16 protein-coding genes are annotated in these 12,916 nt (G+C 54.3%); 10 read left to right on the top strand and 6 right to left on the bottom strand.

What is annotated here, in order from left to right:
• Positions 1 to 102: 102 nt before the first annotated feature.
• Positions 103 to 798, bottom strand: a complete 696-nt coding sequence (locus ACR0EL_RS17500) for a hypothetical protein (protein WP_480501352.1) — start codon at positions 796 to 798, stop codon at positions 103 to 105.
• On the opposite strand from ACR0EL_RS17500, the gene ACR0EL_RS17495 reads away from it, so the two are divergent.
• Both ACR0EL_RS17495 and ACR0EL_RS17490 read left to right on the top strand, forming a co-directional pair.
• On the top strand, positions 785 to 1,231 hold the full coding sequence (locus ACR0EL_RS17495) for a helix-turn-helix transcriptional regulator (protein WP_480501351.1): 447 nt from the start codon (positions 785 to 787) through the stop codon (positions 1,229 to 1,231). The genes ACR0EL_RS17500 and ACR0EL_RS17495 overlap by 14 nt on opposite strands.
• Before the next feature lie 82 nt (positions 1,232 to 1,313).
• The gene (locus tag ACR0EL_RS17490; protein ID WP_480501350.1) at positions 1,314 to 1,844 is read left to right on the top strand and encodes a YbhB/YbcL family Raf kinase inhibitor-like protein; all 531 of its coding nucleotides are present in this window, start codon (positions 1,314 to 1,316) and stop codon (positions 1,842 to 1,844) included.
• 576 nt (positions 1,845 to 2,420) lie between these two features.
• Here the strand turns inward: ACR0EL_RS17490 and ACR0EL_RS17485 are convergent.
• The gene (locus tag ACR0EL_RS17485; RefSeq protein WP_480501349.1) at positions 2,421 to 3,548 is read right to left on the bottom strand and encodes an adenylate/guanylate cyclase domain-containing protein; all 1,128 of its coding nucleotides are present in this window, start codon (positions 3,546 to 3,548) and stop codon (positions 2,421 to 2,423) included.
• Between the two features lie 201 nt (positions 3,549 to 3,749).
• Here ACR0EL_RS17485 and ACR0EL_RS17480 point away from each other — a divergent pair, with 201 nt between their 5' ends.
• Positions 3,750 to 4,646 carry a LysR family transcriptional regulator gene (locus ACR0EL_RS17480; RefSeq protein ID WP_480501348.1) on the top strand — a complete coding sequence of 299 codons (897 nt, stop codon included), beginning with the start codon at positions 3,750 to 3,752 and terminating at the stop codon, positions 4,644 to 4,646.
• A 126-nt stretch (positions 4,647 to 4,772) separates the two neighbouring features.
• Here ACR0EL_RS17480 and ACR0EL_RS17475 read toward each other — a convergent pair whose 3' ends face one another.
• The 3 genes from ACR0EL_RS17475 to ACR0EL_RS17465 all read right to left on the bottom strand — a co-directional run bounded on the left by ACR0EL_RS17475 (position 4,773) and on the right by ACR0EL_RS17465 (position 6,613).
• Positions 4,773 to 5,009, bottom strand: a complete 237-nt coding sequence (locus tag ACR0EL_RS17475) for a DUF2798 domain-containing protein (RefSeq protein WP_480501347.1) — start codon at positions 5,007 to 5,009, stop codon at positions 4,773 to 4,775.
• 62 nt (positions 5,010 to 5,071) lie between these two features.
• Positions 5,072 to 5,914 (bottom strand): oxidoreductase, encoded by an 843-nt coding sequence (locus ACR0EL_RS17470; protein ID WP_480501346.1) that lies wholly within the window; start codon positions 5,912 to 5,914, stop codon positions 5,072 to 5,074.
• A 90-nt stretch (positions 5,915 to 6,004) separates the two neighbouring features.
• Positions 6,005 to 6,613, bottom strand: a complete 609-nt coding sequence (locus ACR0EL_RS17465) for a short chain dehydrogenase (RefSeq protein WP_480501345.1) — start codon at positions 6,611 to 6,613, stop codon at positions 6,005 to 6,007.
• Positions 6,614 to 7,503: 890 nt separating this feature from the next.
• Between ACR0EL_RS17465 and ACR0EL_RS17460 the strand changes: the two genes are divergently transcribed.
• The 4 genes from ACR0EL_RS17460 to ACR0EL_RS17445 all read left to right on the top strand — a co-directional run bounded on the left by ACR0EL_RS17460 (position 7,504) and on the right by ACR0EL_RS17445 (position 10,140).
• Complete coding sequence (locus ACR0EL_RS17460; protein WP_480501344.1) at positions 7,504 to 7,830, top strand: PepSY domain-containing protein; 327 nt, start codon at positions 7,504 to 7,506, stop codon at positions 7,828 to 7,830.
• An 83-nt stretch (positions 7,831 to 7,913) separates the two neighbouring features.
• On the top strand, positions 7,914 to 8,597 hold the full coding sequence (locus ACR0EL_RS17455) for a winged helix-turn-helix domain-containing protein (protein ID WP_480501343.1): 684 nt from the start codon (positions 7,914 to 7,916) through the stop codon (positions 8,595 to 8,597).
• On the top strand, positions 8,581 to 9,852 hold the full coding sequence (locus ACR0EL_RS17450; RefSeq protein ID WP_480501342.1) for a sensor histidine kinase: 1,272 nt from the start codon (positions 8,581 to 8,583) through the stop codon (positions 9,850 to 9,852). The genes ACR0EL_RS17455 and ACR0EL_RS17450 overlap by 17 nt, the downstream gene beginning before the upstream one ends.
• 78 nt (positions 9,853 to 9,930) lie before the next feature.
• Positions 9,931 to 10,140 carry a hypothetical protein gene (locus ACR0EL_RS17445; protein WP_480501341.1) on the top strand — a complete coding sequence of 70 codons (210 nt, stop codon included), beginning with the start codon at positions 9,931 to 9,933 and terminating at the stop codon, positions 10,138 to 10,140.
• Between the two features lie 141 nt (positions 10,141 to 10,281).
• On the opposite strand, the gene ACR0EL_RS17440 is transcribed toward ACR0EL_RS17445, so the two are convergent.
• Positions 10,282 to 10,752, bottom strand: coding sequence for a Crp/Fnr family transcriptional regulator (locus ACR0EL_RS17440; RefSeq protein WP_480501340.1), 471 nt, complete (start codon positions 10,750 to 10,752; stop codon positions 10,282 to 10,284).
• A 169-nt stretch (positions 10,753 to 10,921) separates the two neighbouring features.
• Here ACR0EL_RS17440 and ACR0EL_RS17435 point away from each other — a divergent pair, with 169 nt between their 5' ends.
• The 3 genes from ACR0EL_RS17435 (at position 10,922) to ACR0EL_RS17425 (ending at position 12,908) form a co-directional block, all read left to right on the top strand.
• Positions 10,922 to 11,518 (top strand): Spy/CpxP family protein refolding chaperone, encoded by a 597-nt coding sequence (locus tag ACR0EL_RS17435; RefSeq protein ID WP_480501339.1) that lies wholly within the window; start codon positions 10,922 to 10,924, stop codon positions 11,516 to 11,518.
• Positions 11,519 to 11,976: 458 nt separating this feature from the next.
• On the top strand, positions 11,977 to 12,444 hold the full coding sequence (locus ACR0EL_RS17430) for a DUF411 domain-containing protein (protein WP_480501338.1): 468 nt from the start codon (positions 11,977 to 11,979) through the stop codon (positions 12,442 to 12,444).
• Positions 12,444 to 12,908 carry a c-type cytochrome gene (locus ACR0EL_RS17425; protein WP_480501337.1) on the top strand — a complete coding sequence of 155 codons (465 nt, stop codon included), beginning with the start codon at positions 12,444 to 12,446 and terminating at the stop codon, positions 12,906 to 12,908. Before ACR0EL_RS17430 ends, ACR0EL_RS17425 begins: the two co-directional genes overlap by 1 nt.
• Positions 12,909 to 12,916 lie beyond the last annotated feature (8 nt).

Below are 12,916 nucleotides of genomic sequence, written 5' to 3'. Positions count from 1 at the left end.
CGGGCCGCGCCGCAGCATTGCTAGGCATCGGCCAACGGCAGGTTTGGGCCGTGATTGTTTTGTTCGCAACCGAAAATGTGCGCGCTGGCTGTCGTGAGGCGATCATATTGCGTAGGGGTCAAGGTCCGAAAGTGAGAACATGCCGCTAAGATCGACTTTCACGCTTACCTCGCCCCTGTGAATTTTGGCGCCATCTTGGTGTTGGAACGAATAAAGATCCTTTGCAATCCGCCCCAAGTTAGCAATGTCGAAAACATAGCTGTTCATTACAACACCAGCGCCTTTCTTACCTTCCATGTGACCAATACCAGCACCCACATCCGAGCCATTAATGATGACTTTGCCCAAGGGTCGAAAACCGCACTCAAGCAGACTATCAACGGGAGATTGGTTTCCGTCGATCACATGGGCAATGAACTCGCCCGTAGTGTCACCCTGGTTCACTTTGTCCAATTCACGGAACATCACAGCCTTGGTTAGCAGCGTGTTAAGTCCAAAATGGCGAGCAGTGGGATGGATCATCATTCCGCCAACTTCGAACCGCTCCCCTTGCACTCTTGGTGTCTTCTGGACAATGCACGTGCCGACAAGCGTTTCAGTTCGCTGGTTTACTATCTCGAAAAGGCGATGCGCATGAGCAGCATCGCGAAAGGCGCTGGCAGGTCGATCAAAAAGGACACCGTCATTCAAAGCTTCGATGAAAGTAAACGGTACGAGATAGTCTGCCTCAGTTGCACCAAGCCTACTGCGGGCAAGAGAACATGAACCCACAAGAGTTCTGCAATTGCTGCGCTGCACGCTTGCTGATCACGACCTGCCGCGCGCCATTCGTGACTACCGCGTGCTTGAGCCTCTGGTATGGCTCAAAGGCAAGAAAATCGAAGTTCCTACATGTGGCGAAGACAGCCCGGTCAGTCAGGTCCGCCGCATCATAGATGTAGATCTAAGCCACCCGTGGCGCGCCGCCGAAGTGGCCTCTGCACTTGCCATGAGCGAGGCATCCATGCGGCGGTGGCTTGCACCGACCGGTCAAGGATTTGCCCGAATACTTCAGCATTCCCGCCTCGAACGCGGTCTGACGCGTCTTCAAACTTCGCAGGCTCAGATATCGGAAATCGCGCTCGAATGCGGCTTCAAAACCCCTTCCCATTTTGCCGACGCTTTTCGTCAAAGGTTCGGGATTAAGCCAAAGGATATTCGCTCCGCCGCAAATTTGATCGAAATCCGATAGTTATTGCGCGCCAGCCGGAAGTCGCAAACGTCGCTTGCGCCTAACTGAAGCCTATCGAAACACACATCGAAAGGACTTTGAAATGATCCGCACACTTCTTGCTTCTACACTCGCCGTTGCGGCACTTTCAGGGGCAGCATTGGCCGAAGGCCTCACTCTCAGCAGCCCCGACATTGCCGAAGGTCAGCCGCTCGCATCGGACTTCGTCTTCCAAGGATTTGGTTGTGAAGGCGGTAATGTAGCCCCGACTCTTTCCTGGTCAGGTGCGCCTGAAGGCACCGAGAGCTTTGCGGTGACGGTCTACGACCCCGACGCGCCCACCGGTTCTGGTTGGTGGCACTGGTTTGCCTTCAACATCCCAAGTGATGTGATGTCGCTTCCGGGTGGTGAGGCGATGCCTTCTGGCTCTATCGAGTTGACCAATGACTACGGCGCGACTGGATTTGGTGGCGCATGTCCTCCTCCAGGTGAAGTGCATCGCTACATGTTCACAGTGCACGCTTTAGGCACGACCCTCGAAATCGACGACTCAGTTAGCAACGCCTTGGCCGGATTCATGGTCAACGCCAACAGCCTAGAGAGCTCAACAATCACAGCGGTGTTCACGCGCTAGTGTTTCCATAGCTTTGAAGACCGCACGCGGGCGAAGAGCGAGAGGAATTAGTTGCGCTCTTCGCTCTTGGCAGAACTTAGGGGTTCGCTATCTGACATCGGCGAGACCCGCGGGGCGCGTAAAGCGTTTGTTCATAGTAGACACATCAACCGCAGCTTTGTCTTCTTTCGCGAGTTCTGGCAGGCTTTGATTTTGCGCTCGCAGCGAACGGCGGCTCTAACGGGCCGCACTGCAGCGACGCGATCAACGATTGGAGGTCGGCTTTGGGCCGGCTCTACCCTCGTTTCGCTTCCATCTATCAAAATGCTGCGCGCGATCGAAGGTCGGCACAGAGCCCATACCTCCCAAATGCTGCACACTGCCCGAATAGCTGCAATAGTTGCTAGAGCCGACATTGGTCTATTGGAAGCCGGCCCTGAGCGCTTTCTTTTGTTGCTGCAATCGCAGCCCACTTTCCGGACATTCACCACAAGTCTATTTTGGAACCAGATCTCGAGTCTGCGTTTTCATCTTCGGGCAACTCGCCAAGCCCAAATAGTGGAATGCTTTTGGCACTTAAAACAGTCTGGTACAGCCTCAAAGGCAGTGAATGGGAATTGGGCGCGTCACTCCTCTCAGCGCTTCATCACCCAGCCAACGCCAGTTTTTGGACGAAGCAGACACGAAATCAGAAGTGGCGAGGAGCGGCTTTCCAAAGGTGCTACACAATCCAGCGACCCTGCTGGCAATATTCACTGAAGGACCAATCACTGTGAAGTCCAAGCGGTTTCCTCCTCCAATGTTACCGTAGAAAACGGTCCCAGTATGCAGACCGATGCCAAAAGTATAATCTTTGCATTCGTATTCTGCGTCGAGCGCCAAGGCAGCAGCTGCTTCAGCATCTGAGACGGCTTCTCTCGGGTCGACATCGTACGGAAAGATCGCCAGAATTGCGTCTCCTATGAATTTCAGCACTTCACCTGAATGGCTCTCTATGGCGTCCGTCAAATGTCCGAAATAGTGATTTAGGAGCTTCAACATTTCGGCTTCTGTCCGGCGTTCGGCCAAAGATGTAAAACCCCTTAAATCCGAAAACCAGATCACAGCGTCTATGTGGCTTCCGTCTCCGCGCGAAATTTCGCCATCCAGTACGCGCAAGCCAGCTCTTTTTCCAACATAGGTCTCCATAAGAACCTTTGCACTGTTTCGCGAGATCAAATTTTCGAAAACCAGAGTGAGTGCGGGAGCTGATTGCTCCACTATAGAAATCTCGCTATGTCCGAAGCCACTTGGAGCTCGGGTCGCCAAAGTCAGAACTTTATATGTTCCATCTGAGAACTGCAGAGGCAATGCTTCGTACTGGTAGTATCCTTGCTTCCATAGGTCCTCTCCAACTGGATAGATGGCTCGCTCTTCCGGCCTGTTCAAATGGATGGATGAGGGTTCGCCACTTGTGTAAATCGGGTAAATTGGACTTTCCTTTAGAGATTCTAGGAGTTCTGGCGTGTACTCAAACCACTTTTGACTGGATCCATTTTCTATATCCCAAAATGCGTAAGAAGATTGAGCGATTGGATGAAGAATCGGAGCGCCCAAAGACGATCGGTCAACTTGAATTCCGCATTGCCTGAGAAACAAACTGTAGTTGCTAAGCAGGCTTGCGGGCGTTTCTTGCTTGGCGCCTTCAGTTAACAGCCAATTTGTAAGCTCATTGACACCCAGCAAAATTCTTCCATCCTTTTGTCTAGCACACGATGAAGTTGAGGCCCTCGCTGCGTCATTTCGGCGTACTTTTTGAGTTGTTCAATACCGACCGCCGCGAATTGTCGAACGAAGTTGAGTCAGCGCCGCGCCTCTGTTCGAAACTCGAGTGGTGGCGGCTTGCCACCCGATTTGGTAGGTGAGACACAAAACCGAGAGACTTACTTGCGCAGCCAGGACCTCAGCCTTCTTGTGATTTTTGACGCCATCATGACTGAAGGCTCGATCACGCGTGCCGCTGAGAGGTTGAATATCACACAGCCAGCTGTGTCTAACGCCGTTGGACGCATGCGTTCGATTTGGAACGACGATCTCTTCATCAAAGATGGGCGCAGTATTCGGCCCACGATCTTTGCTCAAAACCTCTGGGAACAAGTGCAAAGCCCGTTGGAGGAGATCGAAGATGCGATCAACCCGAGAGGATTTGATCCGAAAACCTCTCGTCGCGTGTTCCGAATTGCCGCAACAGATCTGATGGTGGACATGGTTTGGGCTGATCTGCGCCAAAGATTGGAAACAGAAGCGCCAGAAGTCGCCTTGCAAACGCTGCCATATACCATCGCCAATGGAGAGAGCCTGCTTGCCAGTGCAACAGTAGATATCCTTATCGGCGCGAACAATCTCATGCCTCCGCTGTCGACGAGCGAGTTCTTGATCGAGTTGGAATATGTGTGCGCCATGCGTCCGGATCATCCGCTTGCGACTGGAAAAATGACACTTGAGCGTTTCGTAGGTGCGGATCATCTTTTGGTCTCGTTGTCGGGCGATATGCGTGGGTATACCGACACCGTTCTTGCGGAACATGGCCACAAACGCAAAGTCGCGATGACAATCAATAACTTTGCAAACGCGGCTAAGATACTGGAAAATAGCAACCTGATCTGCGTTTTGCCCTCAGTAACCGTCAAATCAAGTGTCGAGGCAGGGTTGCTTGTATCGCGCCCAACGCCAATTCTCGTTCCAGCCCCAACACTGAGCATGTTCTGGCACAAACGGGTTGATCGGGATCCGGGTGGCATATGGCTAAGGCGATTGCTCAAGGATCTGATCACATCGCCATAGTCGAACAGTATCTAGGGCAGCGGTCCTTTATCACTATGTAGGTGGCGGTTGCCGGTATGGAACTCACGGTTGCTAGGGGCAACTGCTGCAAGTCTGTTTGGATTTCGTGAGCCGAGCCGAAACAGATTACGTCGCCTCGACCACGAGTGTGCAGACGATCTTTTTGACAGCAGGCGTGACGACCATGATCGCAGGTAGCGCCGCGAGGAAGCCTACGACCCATGCACTCAACCACGCATCAATCAAGCCGGATATCATGCCAATGTTGATCACCGTCACAACAAAGGACATCAAACCGGACATCAGCAAAGCCATGAAAAAGTAGAAAGTGAAAAGGCTGTATTTTGCAGGTACGAAGTGCATCGATTTTCTCCATTCCAAGAAACTTAAGGGGTCGTTGATTGGCGTAGGTGCGTTTCGTGAGATCAACTGCTTGGAAAATCCGCGCTGTTGGTCAGCTCAGCGTGTTCTCTGAATTGAGACAGCGCGGCCTCATACGTGCCAACGGCCTCCTCCAATGCGGCAGAGCCGAGAAGGAGTTGCCGTGGCGGGTCCTCCATGTCCACAACCGCCAGCATGGCTTGGGCTGCGCGGACGGGATCACCGTTCTGGTTTCCATTTAGATCGTCGATCCAATTACGTGGCGTGTTGTGGTCGTAGGCCTCAATGGCCTTTGAAGAACGCTTGAGGGAACGTCCGGCCCAATCCGTGCGGAAAGCGCTTGGCTCAACGGCCGTGACTTTGACACCAAAGGCTGCGGCCTCCTTTGCCAGCCCAGCACTGAGACCTTCGAGTGCGAACTTAGTCCCATTGTAGATGCCCCAGCCGGGGTAGCCGACCAATCCGCCAATGGACGTTATGTTCAGCACATGCCCGCCCATCTGAGCCCGGAAATGCGGCATTGCCGCCCGCATCACATGCAAGGGACCAAAGACATTGGTGGCAAACTGCTGTTCGACCTCGGCCGCTGACGTCTCTTCGATCGCTCCCATCAGACCATAGCCTGCGTTGTTCACGACCACGTCGATGCTCCCGAAACAAGACACGGTACGGTCAACGGCATTGCGAACGGCACTATCATCAGTAACGTCCAAGACCTCTGCCTGAGCGCGCATTGGCACCGTAGCTTCGATTTCTTCCGCTTGGCGCGCGTCGCGGACGGTCCCCAAGACACTATCGCCTCGATCAAGGGCCGCCTTCATCAGCTCGCGTCCAAAGCCTGTGCTGACACCTGTGATGAACCAGGATTTTTGCTTCTTGGTGGTCATTGTCTTTTCCAAATCGCTTGATGTGTTTGATGGCGTGGGCTGATAGGGCAGGGTCCCCTGGCAATGCCAGAAGACCTGCCGCAATCCCCTTCAGGTCCGTCCGTGGACGTAAATGGTTTCGCCGTTCTTTGCGCCTTCCGCACTTTTGCGGAACGCTTTGGCGGCCACTGCGGCAGGTACGGGTTCAAAGCCTGCAAACGCGGCTCCAAAGAGGTGAACCGACTCTTCCAAGATCGTTGGGCTGACCACGTTCACACGGATACCCCGCGGTAGTTCGAGGGCGGCGGCGGCGGCAAACCCCTCCAAGGCGGCACAGACAGTTGTGGCCGCGGCGCCGTAACGGATTGGGTCCTGGCTGATGATCCCAGCAGTCAGCGTGAACGATCCTCCATCCGTGATGCGTTTCGCACCCTCCATCACGAGATTGATCTGACCCATCAACTTGTTATCGAGGCCAAGTTGCCACTCATCCTGTGTGATGTCGCCTAGAGGACCGAAATGCACCGCCCCTGTCGTTGACACGAGAGCATCGAACGAGCCGACCTTCTCATACATGGATTTGATTGAGTCGATGTCGGCAATATCAACTTGCATGTCGCCGCCCTCGAAACCCACCTTCACGACCTCGTGGTCTTTTTCCAGCTCGGAAGTTACGGCAGATCCGAGGGTTCCGGTTGCACCTACGATGATGATCTTCATGTTCTGTCTCCAACTTGCGTGTCATTGCGAACCAGTGCGATTCCGCTGAGACAGGTATGGCGGCGGCTTCACATAAACAAAAATAATTCATAGATATAAAATACATTCACATAGGTGATGATTTTTCCGCATGATCTCAGCCCCACAACGACTGGTGAACCTCCAGCACGCACATCCGGAAATCGAAAATCCTGCAACCAGTCCAACCCCGCAACTGTCAGGCCCGACAAGTCAATCAACGACGAATGTCTGCTTCGGCGGCGAGAAGTATGCCGCTTGGCAAACGCAGCGAACCACGGATTTCCGCCGGACGTGCTTTTCGCTACGGTCGCGAACTGCACAAACCGGCCATTCGACTTCGAAAATCGAACGGTGGGATTGTCTGCACATCGTGAGTTCACCTTTGCCCTGGCTTTGCGGCCGCAGCGAATGGCAGGTTCGGTGGGCCGCACCGCAGCGTCGTAGGTGACGGCTATTTGTCTCCTATGGGCCGCGAGCCGGCACTGCTTAGAGTTGTATTGAACGTCGGCAGTGAGTCCAAAATTTCCGGGTGCTGCAGGGCGCATCACTGGCAGCGGTGTTTAGAAAGCTGCCTTTGCAAGCTTTAGCGGGCGGCCCAGAGCTAACTTGAAGCGCCTGGGCATACATCCGTAGTCGGAGCCTGTTTTCCAGGCGTTCGCAGTGGCGCGAAACGTTCTTCTAAACACAGGATTGGGAAACAAGTATGTGGCTAGGCAGTTAGCTATCGACTTTATGATGGATAGGAATGCGCGGGATCGTCAGCTTACAAAGTTGTAAATTTCGTCGCATCTTCCAGCAAAGCGCGGCTCCCATGTTGATCTCATCGGAAGGTAACAAAGCCTTCAAACAACAAACTATGGAGAGAAAACATGGACAAGAGAAACGTAGCGCTCGGCGCACTAGCAGGTCTGGTTCTGACAGGAGCCGTCGTCAGTTCGGTTTCGGCACAAAGCACCGCAGAGGCGACGGGACTCACTATGCAGCAGGCCATTGAAATCGCGCTTCAGGAAGTGTCCGGTGAAGTCCAGGAAGCGGAACTCGAAAATGAAGACGGGATGATAATTTACGAGGTCGGAGTCCTGGATGCCAACGGTCAAGAGTTCGAAGTCGAGATTGCCGCCGACACTGGTGTAGTGATTGAGGTTGAGGCTGAAGATGAAGACGACGATGACGACAAAGATGAAGATGAGACATAGGTCGCGGCCAAGCAGCGAATGATTGGCCAATTCGGAGGTCGCTCACTAGAGTGGCCTCTGAATGCGTGAGGGTAAGGGTTCACATGCGAATTTTGTTTCTGGAAGACGACAGCCAACTCGGGTCTTGGGTCACCAACGGCTTGCGCGAAGAAGGTCATGTCGTCGACTATTATCAGGATGGCAAAGACGCATTGATGGCGGCTATGACTCAGGAGTTCGATCTTCTAATTTTGGACCGCATGGTCCCTGGTCTCGATGGGTTGGCGGTTTTAAAGTCCTTGCGTGCGTCGAAGAATACAACCCCCGCGCTTTTTCTGACGGCTTTGGGTGAGGTCGACGCCCGGGTTGAAGGCTTTGATGCTGGCGGGGATGATTATCTTACGAAACCTTTCGCCTTTGCCGAACTCTCCGCCCGCGTGGGCGCTTTGGGCCGCCGCCGTGAAGGTTTGGAGGCAAGACAGGCAGAAGCCACGGTCTTGCGCCATGGAGATCTGAGCCTCGACCTTCTTACGCGAACCTGCAAACGCCAGGATCAGCAGATTGAGCTGTTGGCCAAGGAGTTTAAACTTCTGGAATACTTGATGCGAAGACCGGGACGATTGGTGACACGTACGATGCTGCTGGAACAGGTCTGGGATATGAGTTTTGACCCGACCACAAGTGTCGTAGAGACCCATATCAGCCGGCTACGTACCAAAATTGACAAGCCGTTTGATACACCGCTGATCCGAACCCGTCGTGGGGAAGGCTATGTCTTTGGTCGGTAATCTGACCTGGCTTCGCCGCTCCTCGACCTTGCGGCTGGCGCTGATATTGTCAGCCATCTTCGCGCTTTGCATGGCTACCGCTGCCTACATCGCAATTGCGGTTGGGTCGGATATGTTCGAACGGCGTATCGACGCTACGCTGGATGCGCTGGCAAAGACCTCGGCCATTGAGGGTGCGCGGGGGGACGGGTTTGGCGTCATCTTGCGTCACCCAGATGATCTCGAAGGCCTGCCAATTGCTTTTGAGAATGTGGTTGCGCGCGGCGGCGGGACGGTGGAGCTGTCCGATGACTTTCGGGAATCCGAAGCTTGGCGCGTTCTTGTAGGTACTGACAGTCAAGGCGCGCCGGTCATGGCGGCTGTTCCGCTTGATGATGCTGAGGATGCGTTTGAACTCTTAGGCGGTGTTCTCTGGACCACGATGTTGACAATGATTGTTCTGACATTGGTGGTTGGGTTTGCCACCGGGATCATCGCCCAGCGACGTCTCAAGCGGATCAACAGCACGCTTTCGGCGTTGGCCTCTGGCGACCTCAGCGCGCGTACGGGGATCACGCGGAACAAGGATGACCTCGACGACATGGCACGTAGAGTGGATTTAACTGCCGCCGAGTTGGAGCGGCTTGTTGCCCAGACCCGCCATCTCAGCGCGAATTTGGCGCATGATCTGCGCACCCCACTGGCCCGCCTGCGGTCTCGACTCGAAAGCTTGCCCGAAGGACAGGAACGCGGTGCAGCCCTGGAAGAAGCAGAGCGTTTGTCCGGCATTTTCGATACGATCATGCGGGTCGCTCGGATTGAGGCCGCCCAAGGCACAGACGGTTTCGAAAAGGTTGATCTGACGGACTTGATGACCGACCTTTCGGTGACCTTTGGCCCAGTGATTGAGGACGCAGGCAAAGTGCTGCACTTCGATGCGAGTGACGCTGAAACGGTGTTTGCTGATCGTCAGATGCTTGTTCAGGCAGTTGCAAACCTCATACAAAACGCAATGCGCTATGGTGGGAACGAGATCAATCTGGCAGCCCGTGGTCGCACCATCAGTGTCGCCGACAACGGTCCCGGTGTGGCACCAAAGAAATACGCCGAGATCATCAAGCCCATGGTCCGTCTTGACGCAACACGGCAAAGTGAGGGTGCGGGCTTAGGCCTAGCCCTAGTCCGTGCGGTTGCAGATCGCCATGGTGCAGACTTGATCTTATCGCGAACCGATCCTCGCGGGCTGACGGTGACGCTGAAGTTTGCAGAATTGTAAGTTTTAACTCAGGTGGACGTAAAGCCCAAACCACAAATCAGTTTCAACAACACAACAAATGAAACTGGAGACAAAGACATGAAAACCTACATGAACAAAGTGACTTATGGTGCTGCTAGTGCGTGCCTCTTTCTTGTGGCCTGTATCGTAGCGAGCCTCGGACTGTTCTTGATGGTCTTTTTGGCGATGTTTGCGCTGGCTATTATGGGATTAGGCATCTTAGCTACGCCGCTTCTGACCTTGCTTAAATCCTCGGAGCGCAAAGAAGCCGAGGCGGTTGTCGCGTAGTCCAACTGCCTGTAAATGCGATTGCCTTGGAGTACAAGGCACCGTGCACTGTTCATTGTGGCCTTCAGGTTAGGCATGTCCGAATAGGGGGCGAGCGGTGACTTTGGCGCACCTCTGAGAAGGTCAGAACCGAACCGATAATTACGATTTTGCAGCGAGACGGCGACTGTCTTTTTTTGCTCGACGCTTCGCCAGCTCACGATATAGCGCGGGGGACGACACTCCGATCCAATCGGCAACACGCACCCAACCGCCTTCTTCCGGTGGACCGTACAGTTCGAGATAGGCATCCAGCCGATCTTTCACCTTTCGCAGGCGCATGATTTCAATGCGGGTCCGCAAAACCTGTAGTTCTCGCGCTGTTCTTTCAAACGCTCTGATCGAAAGATGGTTTGATGACGCTGCATCCTCTAAGTGCGTCATCAATTCGTCCCTCGGGAGGAATAAGACCGTCGTAGAAAGATCGGTCACAGCGTCGCAGTGGTAGCGGTCTGCGAACAGGGATGCTTCGGCGACCAGATCACCAGCATTGGCAGTGTGTAGCGTCAAAAGCCCGCCATCTTGCAGCGCTCGCCGAAGAAAGATCCGCCCCTTACGGACCAGAAAGCCCATTCCACTCTGTCATCCCGCCGAAACAGAGTTTCGCCTTCTACCAGCGTTCGCTTTGGTACGTTGTCAAAACAATGAAGCCAATGACCCGACATGATTTCTATCATGTTCTATATTGCGTCTTCCATGCAATCCCTTGGTGTCAACGCTATCTCAACCGAGGATTTCAAACATGGCGACCAAGCGTTTCGCAGTTCTTATGATAATCCTGCCCGCTGTGGCCTTTGGTCAGACCCACTCTGGGAGCCACAACACGACACCGTCGGTCTATGCGGGTGAAGAAACTCGGCTCATCAAATCACTGTCGGAACAAGACCTGGAAGAGATCGCGCGTGGTGGTGGATGGGGTCTCGCCCGAGTAGCGGAGCTCAACGGCGTTCCGGGGCCAACGCATCTTCTCGAACTTGCCGATCAAATTGGTCTGACTAAAGAGCAGCGCCACGAAATCGAATTAATCCGCGCCCAGATGCAGGCAGACGCGATACAGGCAGGCGAACACTTTATCGAAATGGAACAGGCGCTTGACTTGGCTTTTCAGCAAGGTGTTCCAACGGCAGAAACTCTTGAACGACTGGTTATGGAAGCGGGCGCGGCGCGAGCAGCCCTGCGCGTCGTCCATCTGAACGCTCACCTGCTGACTTTGACGTTGCTGACTGATGCGCAAGTCAGCCAGTATTCAGTCTTGCGCGGATATTCAGATGATCCATGTTCCACTGTTCCGGACGGACATGATCCAGAGATGTGGCGCACCCATAATGAGTGCAACTAGGATCGTTTGCGTCGACCCACCCTCGTAACTTGCCAAGACCACATACCCACAGTAGGTATTTGGTATGTTCCGCCTGGTCCTGACGATACTTCTAGTTGTTGCATTCTCTGGCGCAACCGTAGCGTCCGTGAAGCATGGCTTGAACCATGGATCGGATCATTCTGGTCATCATGCTCGAATGGCGGGCGATGATCCGTTGGCTGATGCCGAGAAAGCTGCTGCGGATTGTTGTGACGCCACTAGCGGCGTGGGTTCAACATCCTGTTTTGGTGATCTTGTCGCCACGGTGGGGATTTCGCCGATTGCTCCAATGATGATCTCAGTGGGTGGTGTGACGTACGCTAGAGCCGATTTTTCGGGCCTCGCACTGGGTGTCCCTACCGGTCCTCCGAAAGCTTGAACGGCGACGGGCTCTCGCCCGTAATCCGTTCAAATTTCACATCAAAGGACCGACAGACATGATCACACGTCGTCACTTCACCAAACTATCTGCAACTGCGCTCATCGCGACCGCTCTTCCCGTTCGTGCTGGCACCTCAATTCGCGTGTTCAGCTCACCAGGTTGCGGATGCTGTCACGCATGGGCCGACTTGGCTCGCGCGCGTGGCCACGCCGTCACCGTTGAGGAACTGACGGACCCCGAAGCACAGAAGTCAGCTCGGGGTATCCCGCTAAACCTCGCATCCTGTCATACCATTGAAGCCTATGGTTATGTCTTTGAAGGCCATGTGCCGTTTGAAGCACTGGAAGCCGTGTTGAAGGATCGGCCTGACATCACAGGGCTTGCCGTTCCTGGCATGCCAATGGGCTCCCCTGGTATGGGTGACGATCCATCCGCCCGTTACGACGTCATTGCATTTGGGGGAGAGGCTGGGTCCGGAACGGTATTTTACCGCGCGGGCACCGCGCAGCCGTTCGACACCTGATGGTAGGGCGTACAACATTCTTGATCACCGGTGGGCTTGCGCTCGCCGGTTTCGCCCTAGCGTTCGTTCTGGCCCAGCCCTCCGAAGCGGTCGGTCTTCTGGCACCGGATGACACGGAAGTGGTCGCCACTGGCCAGGATATCTATGCGGACCAATGTGCTGACTGCCACGGAGCAAGCTTGGAAGGACAGCCAAACTGGCGGATACGCGGCGAGGATGGTTTGCTACCGGCACCTCCGCACGACGCCACAGGGCATACGTGGCACCACGATGATGAAACACTCTTCACCTTGACCAAATTTGGCCTGGCCGGGCTGATGGAGAATGCGCCCGCAACTGGTATGCCTGCCTATGAAGATGTGCTCAGCGATGACGAAATCATTGCGGTGCTATCCTTTATCAAGTCAACCTGGCCCGATGACCTTCGTGAGTACCACGACGCACTGAATGCCCAATCCGGATAGAGGAAAAC

The sequence above is a fragment of the Ruegeria sp. AH12 genome (assembly GCF_056541465.1).
The sequence above is the reverse complement of the archived record's forward strand: the minus strand, read 5'-3'. Positions and strand labels throughout refer to the sequence as shown.